16 protein-coding genes and 1 tRNA gene are annotated in these 24,374 nt (G+C 64.2%); 9 read left to right on the top strand and 8 right to left on the bottom strand.

The window, feature by feature from the left end; translation table 11 throughout:
* Positions 1–39 precede the first annotated feature (39 nt).
* The 3 genes from ligD to AAGT95_RS03160 all read left to right on the top strand — a co-directional run bounded on the left by ligD (position 40) and on the right by AAGT95_RS03160 (position 4,697).
* Positions 40–2,697: a DNA ligase D gene (ligD, locus tag AAGT95_RS03170; RefSeq protein ID WP_342595520.1), complete on the top strand. Its 2,658-nt coding sequence runs from the start codon at positions 40–42 to the stop codon at positions 2,695–2,697.
* Between the two features lie 67 nt (positions 2,698–2,764).
* On the top strand, positions 2,765–3,538 hold the full coding sequence (locus AAGT95_RS03165) for a Ku protein (RefSeq protein WP_342595519.1): 774 nt from the start codon (positions 2,765–2,767) through the stop codon (positions 3,536–3,538).
* Positions 3,531–4,697 carry a Ku protein gene (locus AAGT95_RS03160; protein WP_342595518.1) on the top strand — a complete coding sequence of 389 codons (1,167 nt, stop codon included), beginning with the start codon at positions 3,531–3,533 and terminating at the stop codon, positions 4,695–4,697. The genes AAGT95_RS03165 and AAGT95_RS03160 overlap by 8 nt, the downstream gene beginning before the upstream one ends.
* 179 nt (positions 4,698–4,876) lie before the next feature.
* On the opposite strand, the gene AAGT95_RS03155 is transcribed toward AAGT95_RS03160, so the two are convergent.
* On the bottom strand, positions 4,877–5,071 hold the full coding sequence (locus tag AAGT95_RS03155; protein WP_110598118.1) for a hypothetical protein: 195 nt from the start codon (positions 5,069–5,071) through the stop codon (positions 4,877–4,879).
* On the bottom strand, positions 5,068–5,319 hold the full coding sequence (locus AAGT95_RS03150; RefSeq protein ID WP_110598117.1) for a hypothetical protein: 252 nt from the start codon (positions 5,317–5,319) through the stop codon (positions 5,068–5,070). The genes AAGT95_RS03155 and AAGT95_RS03150 overlap by 4 nt, the downstream gene beginning before the upstream one ends.
* A 471-nt stretch (positions 5,320–5,790) precedes the next feature.
* Between AAGT95_RS03150 and AAGT95_RS03145 the strand changes: the two genes are divergently transcribed.
* Positions 5,791–7,488, top strand: coding sequence for a methyl-accepting chemotaxis protein (locus tag AAGT95_RS03145; protein ID WP_342595517.1), 1,698 nt, complete (start codon positions 5,791–5,793; stop codon positions 7,486–7,488).
* Positions 7,489–7,589: 101 nt separating this feature from the next.
* On the opposite strand, the gene AAGT95_RS03140 is transcribed toward AAGT95_RS03145, so the two are convergent.
* Both AAGT95_RS03140 and AAGT95_RS03135 read right to left on the bottom strand, forming a co-directional pair.
* Positions 7,590–8,402: a transglutaminase-like domain-containing protein gene (locus AAGT95_RS03140; RefSeq protein WP_110598116.1), complete on the bottom strand. Its 813-nt coding sequence runs from the start codon at positions 8,400–8,402 to the stop codon at positions 7,590–7,592.
* An 88-nt stretch (positions 8,403–8,490) separates the two neighbouring features.
* Positions 8,491–17,289, bottom strand: a complete 8,799-nt coding sequence (locus AAGT95_RS03135; protein WP_342595516.1) for a GH36-type glycosyl hydrolase domain-containing protein — start codon at positions 17,287–17,289, stop codon at positions 8,491–8,493.
* A gap of 552 nt (positions 17,290–17,841) precedes the next feature.
* Here AAGT95_RS03135 and AAGT95_RS03130 point away from each other — a divergent pair.
* Positions 17,842–18,063 carry a hypothetical protein gene (locus tag AAGT95_RS03130; protein ID WP_110598114.1) on the top strand — a complete coding sequence of 74 codons (222 nt, stop codon included), beginning with the start codon at positions 17,842–17,844 and terminating at the stop codon, positions 18,061–18,063.
* A 300-nt stretch (positions 18,064–18,363) separates the two neighbouring features.
* On the opposite strand, the gene AAGT95_RS03125 is transcribed toward AAGT95_RS03130, so the two are convergent.
* The 3 genes from AAGT95_RS03125 to AAGT95_RS03115 all read right to left on the bottom strand — a co-directional run bounded on the left by AAGT95_RS03125 (position 18,364) and on the right by AAGT95_RS03115 (position 19,395).
* A complete protein-coding gene (locus tag AAGT95_RS03125; protein WP_342595515.1) occupies positions 18,364–18,840 on the bottom strand; it encodes a hypothetical protein in 477 nt (158 codons plus the stop codon).
* A 100-nt stretch (positions 18,841–18,940) separates the two neighbouring features.
* Positions 18,941–19,135, bottom strand: coding sequence for a hypothetical protein (locus tag AAGT95_RS03120; protein ID WP_342595514.1), 195 nt, complete (start codon positions 19,133–19,135; stop codon positions 18,941–18,943).
* On the bottom strand, positions 19,132–19,395 hold the full coding sequence (locus AAGT95_RS03115) for a hypothetical protein (protein ID WP_342595513.1): 264 nt from the start codon (positions 19,393–19,395) through the stop codon (positions 19,132–19,134). Before AAGT95_RS03115 ends, AAGT95_RS03120 begins: the two co-directional genes overlap by 4 nt.
* 597 nt (positions 19,396–19,992) lie before the next feature.
* Between AAGT95_RS03115 and AAGT95_RS03110 the strand changes: the two genes are divergently transcribed.
* From AAGT95_RS03110 to AAGT95_RS03095, 4 genes are all read left to right on the top strand, one after another.
* Complete coding sequence (locus tag AAGT95_RS03110; RefSeq protein ID WP_342595512.1) at positions 19,993–21,120, top strand: AI-2E family transporter; 1,128 nt, start codon at positions 19,993–19,995, stop codon at positions 21,118–21,120.
* A 57-nt stretch (positions 21,121–21,177) separates the two neighbouring features.
* Positions 21,178–22,674, top strand: coding sequence for an efflux transporter outer membrane subunit (locus AAGT95_RS03105; RefSeq protein WP_342595511.1), 1,497 nt, complete (start codon positions 21,178–21,180; stop codon positions 22,672–22,674).
* 91 nt (positions 22,675–22,765) lie between these two features.
* Positions 22,766–22,841, top strand: a tRNA-Thr gene (locus AAGT95_RS03100).
* A gap of 94 nt (positions 22,842–22,935) precedes the next feature.
* Positions 22,936–23,901 carry a site-specific integrase gene (locus AAGT95_RS03095; protein WP_342595510.1) on the top strand — a complete coding sequence of 322 codons (966 nt, stop codon included), beginning with the start codon at positions 22,936–22,938 and terminating at the stop codon, positions 23,899–23,901.
* On the opposite strand, the gene AAGT95_RS03090 is transcribed toward AAGT95_RS03095, so the two are convergent.
* Positions 23,867–24,145 (bottom strand): hypothetical protein, encoded by a 279-nt coding sequence (locus tag AAGT95_RS03090; protein ID WP_342595509.1) that lies wholly within the window; start codon positions 24,143–24,145, stop codon positions 23,867–23,869. The two genes, AAGT95_RS03095 and AAGT95_RS03090, sit on opposite strands and share 35 nt — an antisense overlap.
* Positions 24,146–24,374: the final 229 nt, after the last annotated feature.

The raw sequence follows: 24,374 nt of genomic DNA, 5'->3' as shown, positions 1-24,374 counted from the left end.
GAAGGCTATCGATTGGCAGGATCATCGTGGGAGCGACGGATGGCTGATCTCGAGACCTACCGCAACAAGCGTGACTTCTCGCGCTCGCCGGAACCTCGCGGCAAACGCGGCAAGCGGCGTTCGCGGTCGAGTTTCGTGATTCACAAGCATGACGCCAGCCAACTGCACTATGACCTGCGGTTGGAAGAGGATGGCGTGTTGCGCAGCTGGGCGCTGCCGAAGGGGCCCAGTCTCGAGCCCGGCGAGAAGCACCTGGCGGTTCAGGTAGAGGATCACCCCCTCGACTACGGCGATTTCGAGGGGGTGATCCCTGACGGCTACGGTGCCGGGACGGTAATGATCTGGGACCGGGGCGAATGGCGGGTGAGCGGCAAGCACGACGATGGCCAGATCGATTTCGAGCTCGACGGCGCCAAGCTCAAGGGGGCCTGGACGCTCAAGCGAATGAGTGGCCGAGGAGGCGGCGGAAAGCGCCAGGACGGCAAACAGTGGCTGATGATCAAACGCCATGACGCTGCCGATTTCCACCTGCCCGACAGCCTGGACGACGTCAGTGTGGCCTCGAACCGGCGCATGACGGAGATCGCCGAAGGGAAGTCACCATCCTCTTCAAAGCAGTCGTCGTCAACGCCCCCATCCTCCCGGTCCTCGTCGTCAAGACCTTCATCGAAAACCGCAAGCAAGCGCTCGGGCAGTGGCCGCAAGGCCCGGGCCATCAAGATCGCTCCCGATCAGCTCGAGGGCGCGCGCCAGGCGAGCCTCCCGGCCCGGCCTGCCGCGCAGTTGGCGACGCTGGTCGAGGAGGCGCCGGCCGATGAAGACTGGTTCCACGAGATCAAGTTCGACGGCTACCGCGTTCTGGCGCGGCTCGACCGCGGCAGGGTGAGCTTGCTGACGCGCAACGGTCACGACTGGCGGGACCGGTTTCCGGAAATCGCCGAGGCGATCGAAGCGCTGCCGCTGGAGAAGGCGCTGTTCGACGGCGAGGTCGTCGCGCTGAGACGCGACGGTGTCAGCGACTTCCGACGCCTGCAGGCAGCGCTGAGCGACGAGAAGACCGCCGGACTGGTCTACCAGATCTTCGATCTGCGCTATCTCGACGGTCTCGGCTTCGAGGGTGTTGCGCTCGACGATGTCGCTCTGCGCGACCGCAAGGCGCTGCTGGCGCAGACCTGCGACGCCGTGAAAATCGGCAATGTCGGCAGGCTGCGCTATACCGATCATGTCGAAGGGCAGGGCGAGGCGTTCTACGAGCAGGCGAGCCGCCAGGGCCTGGAGGGCATCGTGTCCAAGCGTGCCGACGCCTTCTACCGCGGCCGCCGCAACCGGGATTGGCTGAAGACCAAGACCGAGCGTCAGGCCGAATTCGTGGTCGCTGGTTACACCGATCCGAAAGGATCGCGTAGCGGCTTCGGTTCGCTGTTGATCGGCGCCTACGACGACGACGGCAAGCTGCGCTACTGCGGTCGGGTCGGTGCCGGGTTCTCCAACGACCAGCTCGTCGAGTGGCGGCGGAATCTGGCGCGCTCGCAACGCAAGACCTCGCCTTTCGTCGAGCGTGACATCCCTGATCTGGCCGGCAGCCACTGGGTCACGCCCAAACGCGTGATCGACGTCAATTTCAGCGAATGGACCCATGACGGCCGGCTGCGCCATCCCCGCTTTCGCGGCCTGCGCGAGGATCGCGATCCCGTGGACATCCGGCTGAGCCAGCAGCGAGCGAAGGAGCCGTCCATGAGCGAGAAAGCGAGTGAACCCGCCCCCCAGAGGCGTTCGAGCCGGACGCAATCCGGTGGCGGCGATGTCGAGATCGAGGGCATTCGGCTGACGCATCCCGATCGGGTGCTGTTCGAGGAAGAGGGCATCACCAAGCGGGCGCTGGCCGAATACTATGCCGAACATGCCGAGTGGGTCCTGCCCGGGCTTGCCGAGCGGCCGTTGACGCTGCTGCGTTGCCCTGGCGGTATCGGCGAGGCGTGTTTCGTCCAGAAGCACCCCAGCGAGACCCTGCCGGGTAGCCTGCCGAGCGTGACGATCGCCGAAAAATCCGGCAAGCACGACTACCTCTACACGCGCCGTGCCGCCGACCTGGTGGCGCTGGTCCAGATGGGGACCGTCGAATTTCACCTCTGGGGCAGTCGCGTCGACGATCTCGAGCGTCCCGACCAACTGGTGTTCGATCTCGACCCGGCTCCGGACTGCGAATGGCGGGCGGTCATCGATGTTGCCCGCGAGCTGCGCCAGGCGCTGGCCGAGCTCGGACTCGCCGCGTTCCTGCGCACGACCGGCGGCAAGGGCCTGCATCTGGTCGTCCCGCTCAAACCGCACGCCGACTGGGAGACCGCCAAGGGGTTTGCCGGAGCCGTGTGTGAACGCTGCGCCGAGCGTCATCCCGACCAGTTGACGCTCAACATGTCCAAGCGGGCTCGCCGCGGCAAGGTGTTCCTCGATTACCTGCGCAACGGTCGTGGCGCCACGGCGGTGGCTTCCTATTCGGTACGCGCCAGGCCCGGCGCGCCAGTGGCGACGCCGATCCGCTGGGAGGAGCTCGGACCGAAAATGAGGGCCGATCATTACACGCTGGCCAATCTGCCGCGCCGGCTGGCTTCGCTCAAGCACGACCCGTGGCAGGGCTTCGACGACGCCCGCGAGCGACTGACCAAGAAGCGCTGCCGCGATGCCGGGATGGAGGTTTGATGGCTGGCGGAATGAAGACAGGCACGCGTGAGGAAACGACGACCGAGCTACCCGTGGGAGGAGAGCGATGAGTGCTCGCGCAGTCTGGAAAGGCGTCATCGGCTTTGGCGATGAACGGGTACCGGTCAAACTCTATACGGCGGTCAGCGACCGCAACGTCCATTTTCGGCTGCTCGACCGGCGTCGGCATCGTCCCGTGCATCAGGCGATGATCGAGCCTCGGAGCGGCAAGACCGTGTCGCGCGACGACCGCCACAAGGCCGTTGTCGGTAAGCAGGATCGAATCCTCTTCGACACCGACGAGCTCGACGAACTGGCACCGGCGCCCTCGCGGGACATCGAGGTGATGCATTTTCTTCCGCAAGGCGCGATCGACAACCAGTGGTACCAGCGCCCCTACTATCTCGGGCCGGATGGAGACGAAGAGACGTTCGACGCTTTTGCCGCCGCGCTCGCCAATAGCGGACGGGAAGGCCTGGTTCACTGGGTGATGCGACATAAGGCCTATGTCGGTGCGTTGCGCGACCACGATGGCCACCCGGTCCTGATTACCTTGCGCCATCTCGACGAAGTCGTCGATGCCGATGCCCTGGAACCGCCCGGCGGTGCGAAGTTGAACGCCAAGGAGGTGGAGATGGCGACCGATCTGGTCGAGGCGTACGCTGCCGACTTCGAGCCGGCAACCTATCAGGACGAGTACCGTCAGCGACTGGAAGCGCTGGTGGAGGCGAAGCGCAGCGGCAAGCGACTCAAGGTCAAACGCCGTCGTCGCCAGGAGCCGACCGGCGATATCGTCTCGTCACTCGAGGCCAGCCTGGCCCGGGAGCGCAAGCGTGCCTAAGTCGGGAGCCAAGACATCGAAAGCGTCGAACTCGGATAAGCCGCATCACCACGGGGAGGGCTTCCGTGGCCCGCGGCCGTTCTGGTCCGGCACCATCGCCTTTGGGCTGGTCAATCTCCCGGTCGGCCTCTACCCCGCCCAGCACTCACGTGATGTCACGCTGAAAGAGGTCGATGACAAAGGCAGGCCGCTGTCCCGCCGCTTCTTCAGCGAGACCGGGCGCAAACCGCTCAAGTCGAGCGAGCTGGCGCGAGGCGTCGAGGTCGGCGAGGACCGCTACGTGGTCGTCGAGGACCAGGAGATCGAGGACGCCGCGCTCGAACACCGGCGCGAGATCACGTTGAGCCGATTCGTCCCGCTGGACGAACTCGATCCGCTCTATTTTCGGCGTGCTTACTTTCTGGTGCCGGACTCTCGCGCGGCCAGCGGCGATGGCGCGCTCAAGCCCTATCGGCTGCTGGCCGCGGCGATGGAAAGCGCCAATCGTGCGGGAATCGCCACGCTGGTAATGCGTGGGCGCGAAGTGCTGGTGGCGATCGTGGCCGAGAACGGCATCCTGCGCGCCGAGGCGCTGCGCTTTCACGATGAGCTGCGCACGCCGCAAGGCATCGGCCTGGCGCCGCCGGGCGAACCGGATGCGAAGCGTGAGCGGCGGATCCGGCAAGCGATGGACAAGCTCGATGCCAGGCACTTCGATCCCGACCAATTGATCGATCCCCACATCGAAGCGCTCAAGAAGCGGGTACGTCAGAAGCGTCGACGTCACCAGGATGTCGCCCCGATCGAAGCGACCCGATCGCGAGAGGCAGGCCAGGGTGACGAGAGCGAAGAGGGCGCCGAGGTCATCGATCTGATGCAGGTACTCAAGCGCAGTCTCAAACGTGGGCGGGTCGAACCGACCCCAAAAGGAGGCAAGGGGAAAGGAAAGGAGAAGGGAGAAGGCGCGTCAACGCGGAAATCCTCGTCGTCTGCTCGGTCTTCCAACCAGGGCGCGCAACCGTCCGACCGCGGCTCGGCAGCGGGAAAATCCCGCAAGGCACCCGCCGAGGGCGAGCTGGCCAGGCTCTCTCGTGAGACACTCTACCGACTGGCCCAACAACGCGACATTGCCGGGCGCAGCGGCATGACCAAGGCCCAACTGATCGAGGCGCTCCAATAAGGTGACTAGCACGAGGTGGCGAGTCGGGCGCGACTGGCGCGGAGTAGCGGGAATACCCATACCCCATCGACTCGTCGCCGCCGTCATGGGTGGCGATGTTGCCTGGTCGGCCCAACGGATTGGCCAAAAAAAGCCGCCAGAGTAACGAGGCGGCCAGACAAGTACGATCGAGTGATGAATCAGGCGGCGGAGACTGCCGTGCGGTGCCGGCTTCGGCCAACGGCGATCAGGGCCTTCTCGAGATCCTGAACCTGACACTTGTACGCCGAGCAGTTCGCGCAGATGACGCGGGAACCCTCTTCCTGCTTGATGGGCAGTCGAAATCGATGATGGCCGCAGACGCTGCAGTCAAGATTCAGGGTGACGGTCATCATGCCGATTGCCGCATCGTCTGCTGCTGCTCGAGACGATGGCTGCTCTCTCTCGCCATCTGCAGGATCAGACCGCGCGATAGATTGAGTGCGTGAAGCGCGTAGCTCGGCGAGGCGAGATCGGCCTGGTGGCCGTAGGTGTCGATGAATTCTCCGCACTCCGTGCAGGTGATTTCATCCCAGTCCCGTGGGCTATCCGCAGATACTGCGTGGTGGTTTCCACAGCGGGTGCATGAAATGTGATGCTTCATGATGCTCCCTCCTTGGTGATTGCTGGCCGTCCTGGCCAGCGAGTTGAGGCAGTCCCTGCCTCCGACGGTTCGACGATCCTTGTCGATTCGGGCCAGCGGTCCCTGCTGCCGTTAAGAACACTTTGGCATAGCCATAAAAATTGTACAAGGTAGATTTTGCGTACAAGAGTCGTCATCGATGAGCGGCTTGGTGCTGCCGGAAGCCTTCCTGCCTTCCATCGGGGCGTCGATGCCATAATTGGTTTTCGATAAAAGATTTTATCCTTCTCGATCAACGCTTAGGGTGCCGACGGTTTCCCCCGGGTGATGTCGCAGCAGTACGGCGCACTAAATACAATTAAGTTTATTTGTACAGCAGCCGATAGGACGTCTCACGGCATGGTGCGAACGATACAGGCCTTCTCACGCTTGCCGAATCCAGTTCCATATCGCCCGACGGCCAGCGCCGAGGGCATCTATCGGGGGCTTGCCATGCTGCTACTGAATCGAAGTGTGAAATTGCGTCTGGCCGCGAGCCTGGGCGCCTGTGTCGTGATGTTGTTCATCGTCGGAAGCGTCGGACTGTTCGGTCTGAGCTCGACCAACGATGCGCTCGAACGCACCTACGAAGGCAACGTACTGACGTTGAAAGCGTTCAGTCGCATCGACCGGGCACTGCTCGGCAACCGGGTCAAGCTCACTGCGGAGCAGCGTGACCGCGACCCCGAATCGGCGCGGGCGACGCAGCAGGAGATCGCGGAGAACGACGCCATCATCGATGCGGCCTGGGAAGACTACTATCCGAATCGCATCAGCGGCCCCATAGAGCGGGGGATGGCCGATGCCTTCATCACCTCGCTGGCCGAGCTGCGGTCCTCCATCGCCGAACTCAACGCCGCCGTAAGCGGCAATGATTTCGATCGGGCCCGGGAGATCGCGACGACGACGCTGGCCGAGCGATATTCGGCAGCGCTCGGCGACATCCAGCAACTGGTGGATCGCAACAGCGCGCAGGCCGCCGAGTCCTTCGAGGGCGCGGTCGCGCTGTATGAATGGGAGCGCACGCTCGTCATCGGCACCATGATCGGTGCATTGATCGTGAGTGTACTGCTGGCACTGTGGCTGATCCGGGGAATCATGACGCCGCTGGGTAAAGCTCAGGATCTCGCCAACGCCATGGCCGATGGCAATCTCGACAACGCGATCGATATCACCTGCAAGGACGAGTTCGGTGTGATGCTGCGCTCGCTGAAGGCGATGGAGAGCCAGTTTTCCCATGTCGTCATGAGCGTACGCGGCAATGCCCAGTCGGTCAGCACCGCGGCGGACGAGATCGCCCAGGGTACCGACGATCTCAGTCGCCGCACCCAGGAGCAGGCCGCGAGCCTCGAGCAGACCGCGGCATCGATGGACGAGATCACCTCGACCGTGCGCCAGAACGCGGAGAACGCCGCCGAAGCCGACAGGCTCGTGCATGATGTCAGCCAGCGAGCCAACGCCGGCGGCGAGGTCGCCGGCGAGGCGGTCAAGGCGATGGAGGGGATCAATGCCTCGAGCCGCAAGATCGCCGGTATCGTCGGGTTGATCGACGAGATCGCCTTCCAGACCAATCTGCTGGCACTGAATGCTTCGGTGGAAGCAGCAAGGGCCGGCGAGCAGGGACGCGGCTTCGCCGTGGTGGCCAGCGAGGTGCGCAATCTTGCCGGACGCAGCGCCGATGCCGCCAAGGAGATCAAGCAACTGGTTCATGAGAGCATGGGCCAGGTCGACGCCGGCACCGAGCTGGTCAATCGGGCGGGTCATGCGCTGGAAGAGATCGTCGGGGGGGTTGCCCGCGTGACCACGCTGGTCGGGGAGATCGCTGTGGCCAGCCGTGAGCAGGCGCAGGGCATCGATCAGGTCAACACCGCCGTATCCCAGATGGATGGCGTGACCCAGCAGAATGCGAGCCTGGTGGAAGAGTCCAGCGCCGCCGGGCGATCATTGCAGAGTCAGGCCGCGGCGCTGTTGAAAGAGGTCTCTTTCTTCAGGGGGGCCGCGAGCGGCACCGCTCAGGCGCTACCTGCCGTCTCGACCGGTGTGGCATCGATTGCGCCGGCCAGGAGCGCGCCGAAGTCCCAGGGCCAGGGACGGGCACCGGCGAAGGCCGCCCCACGCCAAGCCGAAACCGAAGAGTGGACCGCTTTCTGACACTCGTCACGCCTGAAGCGCCTCCCGAGGGGGCGCTTCGCCTCGCGCCCGCCCCCGAGTAGGTCTTCCGCCTCCCGGACCAGCGTCACTCCATTCGATTCTTACTTCGCCGCCAGCTCGTAGATCCACACACTGAAGCCGCCCAGGGTATTGGGGCCGAAGGTATGGGTCAGCGGCACGTCGGTGGCGTCGCGACCCTGAGCGATCAGCACGCGGCCGATGCAGGGCGCGTTGTTGCGCGGATCGAAGGTCCACCAGCGGCCTCCCAGATAGACCTCCATCCAGGCGGCGAAATCCATGTCGGCGTAGGGTGGCGGCTTGCCGATGTCGCTGATGTAGCCGGTACAGTAGCGGGCCGGCAGGTTCATGCAACGACAGAGGGTGATGGCGAGATGGGTGTAGTCGCGACAGACGCCGACCTTTTCCCGGTAGGCTTCAGCGGCCGTGCGCGTGGGTCGCGAGTGCTCGTAGCCGAAGGTGATGTGCTGATTGACGAAGTCGCAGATTGCCTGGACACGAGCCCATCCCGGTGGCGTGCCCTGAAAGCGCTGCCAGGCGACTTCGCTGAGCAGGTCGGTCTCGCAGTAGCGACTGCCCAGCAGATACTGGAGGACATCGGCCGGCAGCTCCTCCACCGGATGCTGGCGGGCCGATGGCTCGACGGGATCGTAGCCGCCGTCGTCATGCAGGATCGCATTGGTGCCGAGGGTGAAGGTGCCGGCCGGTGCCACCATCCGGTTGCACCAGTTGCCGAAGCTGTCGCGATAACTCGATAGATCGACCATCGGCGAGGTGACCAGATGATCGGGCCCCTCCAGGCTCGAAAAGCGCGAGTGGTGCACGTTGAGCATGGCGATCATCGGTGTGGGGACCGCGAACTGGTAGATCATTTCACAACCGAGCTGAATTCTCATGAGCGGTTTCTCCGAGGTGCCGTATCGGCGAGTGTTGGCGCGTGTGGGGCAGCTTTGCCCTGGCGTGGGGGCTCGCGCCGGCGTTCTTTCATGCTCCGCCGCCGTCGGCGCTTGCAACGGGTGGCGGCGAGGTTCGCGGGCCGGCGCCGGGCCATGCCGGATCGGGCCCGCGTTCCGCGAGACGCAGGATCAGCAGATGAGGTTTGCCATCCAGCGTCAGCCAGGCTTCGAGGGTGCTGTCGGGCAGCGGCTCGCCATCCAGGGTGGCGCCGGCGGGCCGGTCTTCGGAGGGCCGCTCGACGCGTATCACGCAGGCGCTCCCCTCGAGGTCGACGGTGGCCGAAAAGCCCGGCCAGGTGTCGGGAATGCAGGGCGAGACGATCACGCGGCGACCTTCGCGGCGGATCCCGAGGATGCCGGCCACGCCGGCCTGATGCATCCAGCCGGCGGAACCGGTGTACCAGGTCCAGCCACCGCGTCCGACGTGGGGCGGCTCGGAGTAGACGTCGGCGGCGATCACATAAGGCTCGACGCGGTAACGCGCCACGTCTTCCGGGTTCAGGGCGTGGTTGATCGGATTGAGCAGCGAGAACAGCCGGTAGGCCTGTTCGGCCTGGCCCAGCTTGACGAACGCCAGGATCGACCACATCGCGGCGTGAGTATATTGCCCGCCGTTCTCCCGCAGCCCTGCCGGGTATCCCTTGATGTAACCCGGCTCCATGGCGGCCTGGTCGAACGCCGGCGTGAACAGCAGCGCCAATCGTTGCTCGGGGTGGATCAAGTGGCGCGACACCGACGCCATGGCCTGGCTGGCGCGTTCGGGATCGGCGCCTTCCGACAGTACCGCCCAGGACTGCGCGATGGCGTCGATCCGGCAGGCATCGTTATCGTGGGTGCCGAGCCATCGACCGTCGTCGAAGGTGGCGCGGCGGTACCATTCGCCGTCCCAGGCCTCGCTTTCCAGCGCCAGGCGCAACGCCTCGGCGCGTTCCCGCCAGCGTTGGGCGAGGGCCTGATCTTGCGGCGCATCGCGGGCCTCGGCCAGCGGCGCAAACAGCCTCAGCGTGCGCAGCAGTAGCCAGCCCAGCCACACGCTCTCGCCGCGGCCCGCATCACCGATACGATTGAATCCATCGTTCCAGTCGCCGGTGCCGATCAGCGGCAGTCCGTGTTCGCCGAATCGTTCGAGCGCCTGATTCAGCGCGCGGGCGCAGTGCTCGAACAGCGACGCCGTCTCGTCGGCTATCCGCGGTTGGGCGAAGTCGTCATGCGCCTCCGGTGCCAGCGGCGGCCCATCCAGGAACGTGACCCGCTCATCCAGCACGGCGGTGTCGTCTGCCGCCTGGATATAGGTGGCGGTGGCGAAAGCCAGCCACACCCGGTCGTCGGAGATACGGGTGCGCACGCCCTGGCCGGAGTGCGGCAGCCACCAATGCTGTACGTCGCCCTCGACGAACTGGCGACCGGCGGCGCGCAGCAGGTGATGTCGCGCCAGCGCCGGCATCGCGAAGGTGAGTGCCATGCCGTCTTGCAACTGGTCGCGGAAACCATAGGCACCGCTGGCCTGGTAGAACGCCGAGCGCGCCACGATGCGACAGGCCAGTGTCTGGTAGGTCAGCCAGCCATTGAGCATGAGGTCCATGGCCGGATCCGGCGTGCTGACTTGCAAGGCGCCATGCAGCGTCTGCCAGTAGGCTTCGACCTCGTCCAGCTTGGCGTCGAGATCGGTACTTCGGTAGCGCGTTATCAGCTCTCGAGCGGCCTCGTCGTCGCTGGCCTGGCCCATGAACGCCACGATTTCGACCGTCTCTCCAGGGGCCAGTGTCAGCTCGCACTGCTGCACCGTGCAGGGGTCGTGTCCCGCCCCGCTGCTTGCCGACAACGACCGCATCGCGGTCAACGCTTCCGGCGCGGCCAGCGAGCCCCCGCCGAGGAACTCGCGGCGGTCGGCGGTCCAGCGACTCTGGCGTCCGTCCAGATCGACGAACCCGACCCGTCCCGGGAAGGCCTGGTTCCATGGGTTGTGCATCAATAGCGCACCAGTGACGTTATCGTGTCGGGAGACCAGGAACGGTGCGGTCCTGGCCCGCGCCGTGCCCATCACCCACGCGGTATAGGCGGTCACTATCAGCCGACGGGGGGTCGCGGTGCGATTCTCCAGCGTCAGTCGCGATATCTTGATCGGGTCGTTCAACGGCACGTACTGCAGCAGCATCATGGATAGCTGGGGCGTGTCGTGCTCGAAACGGGTGTAGCCGAAGCCGTGACGCGTGATGTGGCGGGCCTGATGCCCGGGGCGCGTGCGACAAGGGCGCGCGGTGACGGTCGTCAGCGCGCCGCTGTCGGCGTCCTGGACGTAGATCACCTCGCCGGGCAGATCGCTGACTGGATCGTTGGACCATGGCGTCAATTGATTCTCGCGGCTGTTGTCCGCCCAGGTGTAGCCGCCGCCCTCCGCCGAGACCTGAAAGCCGAAACCGCCATTGGCGATGACGTTGATCCAGGGCTGGGGTGTGGTATCGCCATTGTCGAGCACGCAGACGTACTCGCGCCCGCCACGGTCGAAGCCGCCGGTGCCGTTGAAAAAGGCCAGGTCCCCCAGCGGCGGGCGCGAGGACGGTGCCACCGCCGGTCGCGGTGACCTGGCCGGCGTGTCGGGGTTGCCACCGATCACGACTGTCTCGTACGCCAGGGATGCACGAGCGGCGTCGGGAGACGGGGTGTCGGCCCTGACCGCGCCGGACCCGAGTTTGCCGGCTCGAGCCAGCGCGTCGAGAGCGGGCCTGGATGAAGGCGGCGCCAACAGGGCGTCGAGCTGAGCGGTGAGTGCGCCCTTGCGCGCCGTCAGCACCACACGAGCCACGGCCAGCAGCAACTCTTGGCTGGCCAGATTCAGCTGGTTGGCTCTCAGCGTGTAGATCGAGCCCAGCGCCAGATCGCCTTCGACATGGGGGGGCGGTCGGTTGACGCTAACGGCCGATTCGATCGCCTCCTGCAACTCCTCCAGATAGGAGTGGGCACGATCATTGAGCACCACCAGGTCGACGCCGAGCCCTTTGGCGCGCCAGTACTCGTGGGCACGGAGCAGGGTCTTGAGCCAGGCCACATCCTCGATATCGCCGAGCCGGAGCAGCACGATCGGCAGGTCGCCGGAAATCCCCATCGGCCAGAGGTTGGACTGCATCGCCATTCCGCGCTCGAGCATATCGGAGGAGGGGCGGAAGCGGGCATCGTTGTACAGGATCGGCGCGGCCAGGCGTTGGAAGTCGGCGGCCTCTTCCAGATCGATGTCGAGGTGACGCAGTTGCACGTGGGCCTGTGTCCAGGCCAGGGTGCGGGCGCGGTCGAAGGCGCTGGTGTCATGATGCTTGTCGATCAGTGCCAGCACCGCTTCACGACTCTCGGCGACCACCGTCCAGAAATCGATGTGGGCAACGTGTCCCGGCGTGATGTGCAGCACGTAGCGCAGCGAGAAGATCGGGTCCAGCACCACGCCGGTGGTATTCGACAGTGGCTGGCCGGTCAGCGCCAGGGCATTGCCGATTTGACGCCCCCGGCCCAGGAAGCGGGCGCGATCCGTCTCGTACTGCGGCGCTTCGCACTCCCCCTTGACCACCGCGAAGTGCGCCGCCCAGATCGGAGTTTCGCTGGCATCCCGGCGGCGTCGGGTCGCGGTCAGTGCGGCGTAGTCGGCGATGAAACCGGTCTCGACAAAGAGTTTGGCGAAGGCCGGATGGGCGTCGTCGGCGGGCGGCTGCGTCAGCACCACCTCGGCGTAGGAGGTCAGTTCGATGGTCAGCGCCTGGCGCCCGCCGTTGGTGACCGAGACACGTCGTACCTCTCCATCGTCCTCACCGGAGACCAGCACCTCGAGTGTGGTGGTGATCTCACCATCGCGGCGGGTGAAACGGGCGTGATCCTCGGCGAAGATCACCTCTCGCCAATCGGCTGCCTTGGCCAGCGGGTGCGCGCCAGCGGACCAGCGCACGTTGCTCTCCCGGTCGCGCAGCAGGATGAAGCTGCCCCAGTCATCGCAGGTGGCGTCCTCGCGCCAGCGGGTGATCGCCTGGCGCTGCCAGCGACTGAAGCCGGCGCCGGCGTCGGTCAGCATCACGTTGTAGCGCCCATTGGAGAGCAGGTGGGTCACTGGGGGCGACGAGGATGGCTCGCCGACGTGTCGTCGCACCGCCGCCGCTGCTGTCGCGGCGGTGCTCGACGGCGCGGCGTGCCTGGCATCGTTGGGAGATGGCAGGGTCGCGACTTCCCGAGGCAGGCGCTCGTGCAGCAGCAGCTCGCTGGCCTGGATGATCGGCTCGCGATGAAAGTGGCTGCGCAGCCGTCCCTCGAGCAGGCTGTTGGCGATGGCGGCGATGGTCATCCCCTGGTGGTGGGCCATGACGTTGCGCACGATGACGAAGGTCCGGTCGATCGGCAGTCGCGTCGGGGTGAAGTCGATCGCCTCGAAGAAGCCGAAGTGGCTCTCCGCCTCCATGGTTTGCAGGCGGGCGAAGTTCTCCAGTGCGGCCTGCGGCGCGACCATGGTCGCCAGTGCGGTGGCGTAGGGGGCGATGACGAGGTTGTCGCCGAGTCCTCGCTTGAGTCCCAGTTCCGGCACGCCAAAGTTGGAATACTGATAGGTGAAGTCGATGTCCCGTGCGTTGTAGGCGGATTCCGAGATCCCCCAGGGGATCTCCTTGCGCCTGGCATAGAGACGCTGGCTGGTCACGACCAGCCGGTTGGTCTGCTCCAGCAGGCTACCGAACGGCGCACGCATGACCAGCGAGGGCATCAGGTACTCGAACATCGAGCCCGACCACGAGATCAGTGCGACGCCATCTTTCAGCGGTGTCACCGCCCTGCCCAGACGGAACCAGTGGCGAGTGGGCAGGTCGCCCTTGGCGATCGCCAGCAGGCTCGCCAGGCGCGCCTCGGAAGCGAGCAGGTCGTAGCAGCCTTCGTCGATCCGATCCTCCCGCGGGGCGTAACCGATCGACATCAGCTTGCGCTCCGGCACCAGCAGGAAGTGGAAATCCATCTCCAGCGCGAGCCGCCGCGATTGCGTTGCCAGCATGGACAGGCGCCGTCCCAGGGTGGCTTCGGATGCCGCCTCCGAAGGATCTCCTTGGGCGGGGGCAGTCCGGGACAGGGGCGCGGTATTCTCGGCGTCGCATCGGTGCTCGTCGAGACAGCGCTGCAGGATCCGCATCCAGCCTTGAGGCGGGACTTCCCCGGTCGCCGCGTCGGCGTCGGTGGTATCGCCGGACTGCGCGCCCAGCAGGTGCAGGCAGCTATCGATCGACTGACGCAGGGCATCGCAGTACTCGATGCCGTAGCCGGTCGATTCGAGATGGGAGGAGAGAGCGTCCAGCTCGTCTAGCAGGGCCGTGCGTATCTCTGCGTCGAGCGATGCGGTGGTGGCGATGTCCTCTCGGCACAGCAGCAGGGTATCGGTGAGGCCGTTGCGCGGGTCGAGGACGTGGGGGTGGGCGGCCCAGGCTTCGCAGGCGTTGGCCAGTGTGATCAGGTGGCCTGCCAGATTGCCGCTGTCGACGGTGGAGACGTAGAGCGGATCGAGTGGCGCCAGTGTTCGGGTGTCGTACCAGTTGTAGAAATGGCCCTTGCAGCGCTCCAGCGTGAGCAGCGTGGCCATCGTGGCCTCGAGTCGCTCCACGGCGCGATGGGTGCCGATCCAGGCAAACTCCCGCGCGGATACGCAGGCCAGCAGATAGAGGCCGATATTGGTGGGCGAGGTGCGCTGGGCAATGACCGGCTTGGGGTCGAACTGGAAATTGTCTGGTGGCAGCGCGTGGGAATCCTCGGTCACGAAGGTATCGAAGAACTGCCAGGTGCGTCGCGCGATGCGTCGCAATGCCTGCGCTTGCGGCGGAGAGAGACGCAGGTTGTCGGTGGTGTCGGTGGGCGCGCGGCTGGTCCAGAGCGCAATCAGCGGAGCGGCCAGCCACAGTACCAGCAGTGGCAGGATGACGATCCAGGCCGGTGGCTCGACGATCGCCAGAAGCAGCGCCAGTGCCAGGCTCAGCAGGGTGCCGCCGGCCATTTCGCGACCGAACCCGGCCGCGCCGAGACGCTCGTTGCCGGCCAACTGCGATGCCGTCGTCCACTCCAGCAGATGGCGCTGGGAGATGTAGACGCGGAACAGCGTGCGCACGATGGCATCACCCATTTGCCAGGCCTGATCCGCCAGCAGGGCGAGGCTCAGCAGGCAGCGGCCCATTTCGGTTCGCAGGTCCCGGCCCAGTGTCCGCCAATGATGGCGCCAATTGCCGTCGCGGCGATGGGGCGCGAGCGCAGAAACGACCGGAATCAGCGCGGGAATGATCAGGCAGGCCAGCGTCAGTGCCAGGGTGGTGAGCGCGGCCGATATCGGTAGCCAGGCAGAGATCATCAGCGCGCCGAACAGGCTAGGTGCCAGCAGCGATCGTCGCAGGTTGTCGGCGATCTTCCAGCAGCCGACGGCGGTCAGCGCCTGGCGATCCGAACGCCCACCCCAGAACCAGGGCAGTAGTTGCCAGTCGCCTCGCGTCCAGCGGTGCTGGCGCCTGGCGGCAACGTCGTAACGTTCCGGGTAGGCTTCGACGACTTCGACATCCGAAGCCAGACCGGCCCGCGCGAAGATGCCCTCCAGCAGGTCGTGGCTGAGCAGACTGTTCTCGGGAATTCGGCCCACCAGGGAGCGCTCGTAGGCGTCCACGGCGTAGATTCCCTTGCCCGCGAACGATCCCTCGCCGAACAGATCCTGGTAGAGATCCGATACCGCGGCGGTATAGACGTCCATGCCGCCGGGGGCGGAAAACAGCCGCTGGTAGCGTGAGCCCTGGCGGCCGATGGGCAGCGAAGGCGTCACCCGGGGCTGGAGAATGGCGTGCCCGCGAACGACCCGGTCTTTGGGCCCGAAGACCGGCTGATTGAGCGGGTGCGCCATCTTGCCGACCAGCCTGGTGATGGTATCGCGAGGCAGGCGAGTATCGCTGTCCAGTGTCACCACGTAGCGCACGTCGGACGGTACCCAGGGCGTGTGGCCGGCGACGTCGATGTAGGAGGTATCGTCGGCGCCACGCAGCAAGCGGTTGAGCTCGGTCAGCTTGCCACGCTTGCGCTCCCAACCCATCCAGCAGCCCTCGCTGGCATTGTAGAGTCGGCGACGATAGAGCAGCAGGAAGCGCGGGCCTGCCGGACCAGGGCCGTGACGCTGGTTGAGGTGCGCCATGGCGTCGACCGCACTGGCGAGTAGGATGTCGTCACTGGCGAGTTCGGCGGTATCGGCGTCGCGGCCGTCCAGCAGCAGGGCGAAGGTGAGATCGCCGCCGGTGCCGGAGAGATAGTGCACTTCCAGACGCTCGATCAGTTCACGCAGCGCGACCGAATCGGTCAGCATGGCCGGTACCACGACCAGCGTTCTGAGCGTAGCGGGAACGCCCTCCTCGAGTGCCAGACCGGGCAGCGCCTCGCCGCCGACACCTTCGCCCAGGGCGCGGTTGGTCAGCGCCGTCGCCACCTCGTAGGCGGGCAGGACAATCAGTACCAGCCACGCCAGTTGCCACCCCGGTGTCAGACCGGCCGCTGCCAGCGCCCACACCGCCAGCCCCAGCAGCAGCAGCGTGATCACGCTGGTGGCACAGGCGTAGCCCGTCAGGCCCAGCTTCAGCACGGCCCGTCGAATTCGCAGTGCCATGGGCGGACGGAAGCCGAGCGATCGCTCCAGTTCACGACGACCGTCGGCGATCAGGTAATACCCCGGATCTGTGCGTCGTTCCGCCTCGGCCGGCTGGCAATCCGGGGCAAGCTCGGCCCGCGCGGCGGCCAGTGCCTGCTCGGTCACCAATAGCTCGCCCCGGTGCGAGCCGCGGGCCAGTTGCTCGATGGCATTGCGATAGCGGTCGCGGGTGGCGAAGTCCATCTCGGCGAAGCGGCTGCCAGCGCGCAGGCGTTGGTCGACCAGGCTGACCTGCTCGACCAGGGTCGCCCAGTCGAAATCGGCGATGTGACGCAGGCTGGTGATCACGTTACGCACGCTGACGTTGGATGCACCTTGGCGTTGCTGGGCGTTGTGCACCACGGCAGCGATCGAGGTGTGCTGGCGAGTGAACTCCTGCTCCAGCCAGGCCAGCGCCGGCACCTTGCCGGGATCCTGATCCCTGAGACGCTTGACCATCTGGGCGTAGAAGTGGGCGGCGAAAGGCTCGCTGATGTCGAGGTAGGCGTACGCTTGCAGCGAACGGCCATCGGCCTCACGCCGCAGCAGGCTTTCGCACAGGGTATCGGCCTCGGCCCGGGCTTCCCGCGCATGGACGATCTGGTCCGAGAGCCGTCGCAGGTTTTCCACCAGAACCAGTCGCAGGCTGATGGCGATCGCCCACAACTCACCGATGGTCAGCGCTTCCGAGCGCTGGTAGGCGTTGATGAACCGGGCCAAGGTGAGGGGATCGAAATGGCTGTCGGTATGGGCGACGTAGGCCCAGGTCAGGCCCAGCACTCGTGGGTAGCCGGCGAAGGGGCCGTCGGCCAGCTTGGGCAGCTGGCGGTAGTAACCCGGTGGTAGATCTTCTCCGATATCGCTGACGTGTTTCTCGACATGGTGGTAGTGATCGAGTAGCCACTCCGCGGCTGGCACGATGCTGCGGCGCTGGGCGACTTCGTCGGCAATGCTGTGGTAGGCCGCGGCCAGCGCCACCGTGTTGTCGAGAAGTCGTCGATGCAAGGGCAGGACTGCTGGCGGGCGCAGGGTGACCGACTGCGCCAGCGCAAGACTCTGTGCGTGCTGCTCGAGCCGCTCCGGGCCGAACAGCTCTTCGCGGACCGGGGCCCTGGAATTCCAGGGAGGCGGTGGGTCGGCACTGGTGTTGCCCCGCCGCCACCAGGCATTCATGGTTGATATCCACGCGATGAGGCGCGGGAGAGAGTAATCGGCAAGCCGTTGCATCGATGCATTGGTGATCTCCTGCCGCCGACCGAGGGGGCAGGGCTCGGGTCGAGGCGGTAACGCCATGCCATGGTGAAGAATGGGGCACGCCTGCTGGCGTTAGGCGGTGCCACTCGAAAGTTCGTCGAGTGTCGAGTTGAAAAGCGTCGCGACCGACGGTCGCGGCGTGCTACGAGGTGAGGCGTCACGGGAGGTGCAGGCCGATCTTGGAGGATCGGCACGCGCCTGGCGAGAATCCGAGCAGATCGTGAAGTCAGTATGGGTGCAGGATAGCGAATTAGCGAATGCCAACTTCGGTGCCAGCCGGGGCTTCCGGCGCGACGAGGCGAGATGCGCTGCGCAAGCTGAACGTTTTGCCGAAAAAGGAGTAGTCAGCGGTGTGAGAAGCGGCTAGTTTCGAGGAGCTCGACACCGTCGAGCCATACCGTTTGAATCTCCCGACCATATCGTTTTCCTCTCACTCGAGAACAGGGGGCTAGCGCCTCCAAGGAAGTTGCGATGAAGATCACCCCGCACGAGCAGCGAGTGCTCGTTCTAAAAAAGAGAAATGCTCCTAAGGAGGGGAGTCTTACGACCAGGGCAACGATGGGAAAAATGCCGGCGGGCACACTCAAGACACGCCTCAAGAAACTCATCGAAGGCGGTCTTGACCGGGATCGTGCGATCGAGATCGCATTGGACCGCCCCATCGGCCCGCAGGGGCGGCCTAGAAAGACCTGAGGTTTCAGGCTGTTGGCGAGAAGCTGCGGGCGCAGAGGGAGTCGGTCGCGGAATTCATGGGTTTCGCTGACGCTCCAGGCATAAGTCGAATCGAGTCGACACGGCAGTGAAGATGGAATTGCAGGCCAAAGCCTGCTCTCGTCGGGCTTTTGCCGAGAGGTATCTTGGCTAGACTAGCCGTCGTTTCGCTCCCTGCGGAATATTTCCTTGGCCCCGATTTCGATCGGGGCTTTTTTGTGGCTGAAGGTCCGCGCCACGATGGCGGAGGACCCTGGGCTCGGCCATCCGATCATGATGGCCTCAAGTACGGAGCCAGCGATAGAGCAGTTTGTAGAACGAGACGTCGGTCAACTGGTCGTATCGCGAAAGGTCCCGCTTCTGACCGAACTGCAGCTCAGTGAAGTAGTATTCGCCTTCCGACTTGATGATCTCCTTGATGTCGTCTTCATCGGCGGATGAATACAACAGTACGCGACTACCATGGAGGTACTGCTCCTCGGGAGCGACATGCAGTTTGCAGCTGCCAAAGGAGAGTGTCAGTTTCTGAAGCGTCAGCTCGAAGGTTTCGTCGAACTTTTCTAGCGTATGGGTCTGTTCATCGTAGCGACGACCGATGTCTTCCAGCCCCAGTGCATCGACCCACTCTTCGATGTTTCTCTGCAATAGACACAGGTCTTGTTTACGGGATTCCAGCTGTTGCCTGAACTCTGTCAGGCGCTGTTGGCAAGCACCGACCTCGTCTCTGATGTGACTTTTCAGCTGCTCGATATCGACCATGGTCTGGATCCTTTGTCGGAACCGCTAACGGATTTTTTCATTATGGTTGGAGACGCAAAAAACCGCCTCTTGGAGGCGGCTTGTCAAATGATGGTTCGCGTCATGCTGCTGCAGGCTGGCCTCTAGCGGATAGCCGGTTCACCGCGCTGAGCGCTTTCTCCAGATCCAATATCTTGCATTTGAAGGCGCTGCAGTTGGCACAGCGGACATTGGAACCCTGCTGGCTGTTGACCGGCAAATGAAACTGCTGATGACCACAAACGGAGCAAGTGAGATCCAGAGTGACTTTCATCATGCCGATTCCCTCAAATCGAGGTGATGGTCATTCGGGGGGCGATACGACAGATCCTTCTCGCGCGACATCTTCAACGTCAGACTGCGGCACTGGTTGAGAATCTGTACCGAGTAGCTGGGCGCATGGATATCCTTCCAATGACCGACGGTATCGAGAAATTCGCCGCATTCGATGCAGCTGATTTCATCCCACTCGGTGTGCGATTCGAAGAGAACCGACTGACTATGACCGCAGCGGGTGCAAGCAATGGTATCTTTCACGATCAGCCCTCCTTGGCTTGGACGTTGGTCTTCCAGATTGACCAGATGGCGGCAAATCCTTGTCGCCACGTGCCGGGCATCCCTGCCCGATCGTTCCGGCTTTCCATGCCGACTTCACGATTTCATGCTGGCATAGCGATTGAGGGTGTACAAGGGTTGTACGGCATTGAATTCGATGTCTTATTATCCTGTGTTAAACAGTGCCTGGTAAGTCCCTGAATCAGCTAAGCCGGCGCCCAGTCGTGAAAATTGAAATTTTTTGTAATCTCGCAGGTTGCTGAAATCGGGACATTCATCCCGGGTAGATTCACCTCGTTGTTAACGTTCTGTCATCTACCGGGGGCTAGAGTGGCGATGCGACACCGGGAAGGTGTCGATCAGCAGGGAAGCGGAGCGCAGGACGCGTGGTTCGACATCAAGGATGATGGGTCAGTACCAGCGCTCAGCCGTGAGGCTTGGCGCTTCTTCGTTGCCGTCTGGCGAGGGTGGCTGGAGCGCCTGAACCGGGCAAGATCGAATTGTCGGCATTCTTAGTTGAACGCCAAGGTGTCGAGGACGCTATGCTTAGCGTCAGTGACCCTTCAATTCGGAATCCCCATGAGTTCTCTGAGCCAACACAAAGCGTTCATTCTCTTGCTGACGCTAGTGTCCATCGCGTTCGTATGGCTGCTGCTGCCTTTCTACGGTGCCGTGCTATGGGCGGTGATTCTGGCGATCCTCTTCCAACCCATGCATCGGCGTCTGGTCATCCGGCTCAAGGGCCGGAACAACTGGGCCGCACTCATCAGCGTGATGGCGTGCGTATTCATCGTCATCATTCCCATGTCGTTGATCTTCGGTGCCCTGGTTCGTGAGGGGGCTAGCGTCTACCAGCGCGTGGGCAGCGGCGATATCGACTTCAACCAGTACATCCAGCAGTTCCAGGGGTCGCTACCGGCTTCGGTTCAGAGTTGGCTGGGGGACGCGGGCTTCGGGAGCTTCTCCGATATCAGCAACCGCCTGGCTTCGGCGCTCGAGCAGGGGAGTCGGCTGATCGCCACGCATATGCTGAGCATCGGGCAGAACACCCTCCAGTTTCTGGTCAGCGCCGGCATCATGCTCTATCTGCTGTTCTTCCTGTTCCGGGACGGGCGCTCGCTCGGGCAACTGATTCGCACGACGATTCCGCTGAGTGACGAGTACACCTCCAAGCTGATCGAGAAATTCACTGCCGTGGTGCGTTCCACCGTGAAAGGTAACGTGATCATCGCCATCGTCCAGGGGGCGATCGGCGGCGTGGCGTTCTGGGCGCTGGGTATCGAAGCTGCGCTGCTGTGGGGCGTGATGATGGCGTTCCTGTCGCTGCTGCCGGCGATCGGCTCGGCGATCGTCTGGGTGCCGGTAGCGGCATACCTGCTGCTCAGCGGGGCCTACGTGAAAGGCGTGATCCTGGTATTTGTCGGCGTGGTGGTCATCGGGCTCGTCGACAACTTCCTGCGCCCACCGCTGGTGGGCAAGGAGACCAAGCTGCCCGATTACGTGGTGCTGATCTCGACCGTCGGCGGAATGACCCTGCTGGGGATCAACGGCTTCGTGCTCGGGCCGCTGATCGCCGCACTGTTCATTGTCGTCTGGTCGCTGTTCCGTCAGGAGCAGCAACAAGAGGCCGAAATGGCGTCACGCGAGGGCACGGCGGACGAGGCGGTTCCCGAACCGCCCAAGCGCGGCGCGTCAGTGGATGGCTAAGTCATATTATTGTTATAGTGCTAATTAATTTTTGGAACTCTTTGGATCAGGGCACGGATGTCTGACTTCTCTCCATTCCCTGGTGTCACGGTCCGATGGGCCGCTGGCGCCACGCTCGCCGGGACCTTGCTGGCAGGCTGTGCCAACTACGCCGGGATCGAACCACAGCAGACGCTGACGCCCATCAGCCAATTGAGTGCCAGTCAGGTGCTTGGCCGCTCACCGGTATCACCGGCCGCGTGGCCCGATGCCGACTGGTGGAAGCGGCTGGGGGATCCGATGCTCGATACGCTGATCCAGGAAGCCTTGAGCGACTCTCCGGACATCGCAGTGGCGCAGGCGAGGCTACGTTCCGCCAACGCTGCCATCGCCTCGGCAAGGGCCGACGAACTACCCAGCATCGATGCCTCCGCCGAAATCTCGCGCTCCCGCGTCTCCAAGGTCGAAGACCCGCTCGGGCAGGGCAACTTCTACTCCACCTCGCGCTCGCTGCTGCTCTCCTTCGACTACGATCTCGACCTGTGGGGCGGCGCCCGTGCCGCCTGGGAAGCCGCGCTGGGAGAAGCCCGCGCCCAGGAGATCGAATACCGTGCCGCCGGATTGACGCTGTCGGTCAACGTGGCACGCGCCTACGTCAGTCTCGCCGATGCCTATGCCCGCCGCGATGTCGCCCAGCGCCAACTGGACCGAGCCCTGCGGATCAACGACATCAACGATGAACTGCTCCAGGCCGGACTCAACAACCAGACCCAGAGCCTGCAGTCGCAGGTGACCGCCGCCAGCGCACGGCAGGCGCTGGAGTCGGCGCAGCAGTCGATCCGCAGCGAGCGCATTTCCCTCGCCATCCTGCTGGGCAAGGGGCCTGACCGCGGCGAGACGATTCCACGGCCCGACTCGCTGTCGCCCGCCATTGCCGCGCTGCCCAGCGTGATCCCTGCCGACCTGATCGGCCACCGGCCGGACGTCGTCGCCGCACGCTGGCGGGTCGAAGCCGCCTCTCGCAGCATTGATGCGGCCAAGGCGCAGTTCTATCCCAATATCAATCTCTCGGCGATGGCGGGATTTCGCTCGGTGCTGGGGGATTACTTCTTCAGTGAGGCGGCCAAGTCCGGCAGCGTCACGCCTGCCATCTCGCTGCCCATCTTCGAAGGTGGCCGGCTTCGCGCCAATCTGGAAAGCACCGATGCCGAGTACGACCTGGCCGTGGCGCAATACAACAAGACCATCGTCTCCGCGCTGGGAGAAGTCGCGGACGACGTGACGACGCTGCAATCGCTGGAGCGTCAGCGCCAGAGTCAGCAGCAGGCCCTGGCAAGCGCCCGCTCCGCCTACGGGCTGGCCGAGGAGCGCTACCGCGCCGGGCTGGCAGACTATCTCGACGTGCTCAGCAGCGAGCAGCAGCTGCTATCGGCCGAACAGAGCCTGACCCAGATCGACACCCAGCGCCTCGACCGCTCGGTGCAGCTCGTCCAGGCGCTGGGTGGCGGTCTCGTGCTGGACGCCGGCGTTCCGCCGGGCGGGGATGGTCCGGTCGCTGCGCCCGGCATGAAGTGAGCGTTCCGAGAACTCAGGCGCGGCAGACGATATCGGAAGCGTCGCCTTAGTTGTCCGCCACGGATTTGGTGATTATGATAGGCGCCGCCTGGCCGGTATAGCTCAGCTGGCAGAGCAACGCATTCGTAATGCGTAGGTCGGTGGTTCGAGTCCACTTACCGGCACCAGGCACATCAAGGGTTTGCGCCCGATCCCGCCCCGCATCACTTCCTTTTTATCCAGTATTTGGCACACTTGCGGTACATCTCCGCAGGTAACGCTATGGCTACGTTCCAAAAACGCTCCGGCTCTTGGCGAGCGATTATTCGCAAGAAAGGCTATCCGCAACTCAGCGCGACGTTCGACACGAAGGCGCAGGCCGAGCGTTGGGCGAAGCAGATCGAAACCGAGATGAGCCAAGCCAGGTTCGTCGATACTCGGGAGGCCGATGCGCTGACAATCGGGACGGCGCTCGAGCGTTACGAGCGGGAGATATCGGTCCATAAGAAGAGCTATCGGAACGAGCGATCGCGGCTGGCAATCCTCGCTCGAGATCTCGGGCGATTCACACTCTCGACCCTCCGTTCATCCGACGTCGCGCTGTACCGCGACCAACGTCTCGAGGTCGCATCTGGCTCGACGGTACGCCGTGACTTGGCCCTTCTATCGCACTTGTACACGATCGCGATCAAGGAGTGGGGGATGCCGGTCGACAACCCCTGCGCAAAGATCCGCAAGCCGAAGCTCAATAAGGATCGAGAGCGCCGGGTAACGGATGATGAGCTGGCCGGGCTGATGGAGGCAGCAGGCGCGCTTCACGTTGAGATGCCGCGATTGATCACGCTGGCCGTCGAGAGTGGCATGCGGCGGGGCGAGTTGATAGGGCTGAAACGGTCGGACGTGAGGGGTAGTGTGGCCTACCTGGCCGAGACGAAGAATGGCACCAGTCGAGCGGTGCCTCTTTCGCGAGCGGCCCGCGCGGCGGTTGAGGCGCTACCGGCGAGGCTGGATGGTCAGCTCTTCTCGCTGCGGCCCGATACGGTCACGCACTATTTCGAGAAGAGCTGTAAAGCGGCGGAAGTTGAGGGGCTGCGGTTTCACGATTTGCGCCACGAGGCGACGTCGCGATTCTTCGAGAAAGGGCTCAACATCATGGAGGTCGCCGCGATCACTGGTCACAAGGATTTGCGGATGCTGCGGCGATATACCCACCTCAACCCCTCAGCGCTTGCGGAGAAGCTGGGGTAGCGCGTGGTCGCCCCGGTCGGCGGCGCGGCTCTTGTGGCGCTGTCGCTTCTTCGGCATCCAAGTTCTCGAGCCAGTCCATTACTCGCGAGCGTTTCCACGCCCAAAGGCGACCGACCTTGAACCTGCCCGGCGGCAGTGCGTCGCTCTCCCGCTTGATGAGGTTGGTCACCGCCTGCTGCGACTTGCCCATCAGCTGCGCCACGTCCGACGCGTAGAGGATCTCTGCCTGGTGATGTCTCATCATGAGGAGGCTCCTTGTTCTTTTGGACGGCGAGCTCGCCAGCGGTTGAATCGGTTCTGAATCAGCCGGAACGTGGCCGCCGCCTGCGGGTTTGAATCGATCTTGGCGCGACTGCTGACTCGGCACGCTTTCCGGATCCACTCGCTGGCGTCCTGATCGGTATGGGTACCGTCTGGCACGTCCGCGCCGAAACGGACGCGGGCGCGGCGGTCGAGGTATAGCCGGAACAAGG

The sequence above is a fragment of the Salinicola lusitanus genome, from assembly GCF_038648475.1.
Lineage (GTDB): Bacteria > Pseudomonadota > Gammaproteobacteria > Pseudomonadales > Halomonadaceae > Salinicola > Salinicola lusitanus.
The sequence above is the reverse complement of the archived record's forward strand: the minus strand, read 5'-3'. Positions and strand labels throughout refer to the sequence as shown.

Coding starts and splice junctions, on each gene's coding strand:
- AAGT95_RS03095 (WP_342595510.1), top strand. CDS start 22,936: ATGGCTACGTTCCAAAAACGCTCCGGCTCTTGGCGAGCGATTATTCGC.
- AAGT95_RS03105 (WP_342595511.1), top strand. CDS start 21,178: ATGTCTGACTTCTCTCCATTCCCTGGTGTCACGGTCCGATGGGCCGCT.
- ligD (WP_342595520.1), top strand. CDS start 40: ATGGCTGATCTCGAGACCTACCGCAACAAGCGTGACTTCTCGCGCTCG.
- AAGT95_RS03145 (WP_342595517.1), top strand. CDS start 5,791: ATGCTGCTACTGAATCGAAGTGTGAAATTGCGTCTGGCCGCGAGCCTG.
- AAGT95_RS03135 (WP_342595516.1), bottom strand. CDS start 17,289: ATGAATGCCTGGTGGCGGCGGGGCAACACCAGTGCCGACCCACCGCCT.
- AAGT95_RS03165 (WP_342595519.1), top strand. CDS start 2,765: ATGAGTGCTCGCGCAGTCTGGAAAGGCGTCATCGGCTTTGGCGATGAA.
- AAGT95_RS03120 (WP_342595514.1), bottom strand. CDS start 19,135: ATGATGAAAGTCACTCTGGATCTCACTTGCTCCGTTTGTGGTCATCAG.
- AAGT95_RS03110 (WP_342595512.1), top strand. CDS start 19,993: ATGAGTTCTCTGAGCCAACACAAAGCGTTCATTCTCTTGCTGACGCTA.
- AAGT95_RS03155 (WP_110598118.1), bottom strand. CDS start 5,071: ATGATGACCGTCACCCTGAATCTTGACTGCAGCGTCTGCGGCCATCAT.
- AAGT95_RS03130 (WP_110598114.1), top strand. CDS start 17,842: ATGAAGATCACCCCGCACGAGCAGCGAGTGCTCGTTCTAAAAAAGAGA.
- AAGT95_RS03140 (WP_110598116.1), bottom strand. CDS start 8,402: ATGAGAATTCAGCTCGGTTGTGAAATGATCTACCAGTTCGCGGTCCCC.
- AAGT95_RS03150 (WP_110598117.1), bottom strand. CDS start 5,319: ATGAAGCATCACATTTCATGCACCCGCTGTGGAAACCACCACGCAGTA.
- AAGT95_RS03125 (WP_342595515.1), bottom strand. CDS start 18,840: ATGGTCGATATCGAGCAGCTGAAAAGTCACATCAGAGACGAGGTCGGT.
- AAGT95_RS03090 (WP_342595509.1), bottom strand. CDS start 24,145: ATGATGAGACATCACCAGGCAGAGATCCTCTACGCGTCGGACGTGGCG.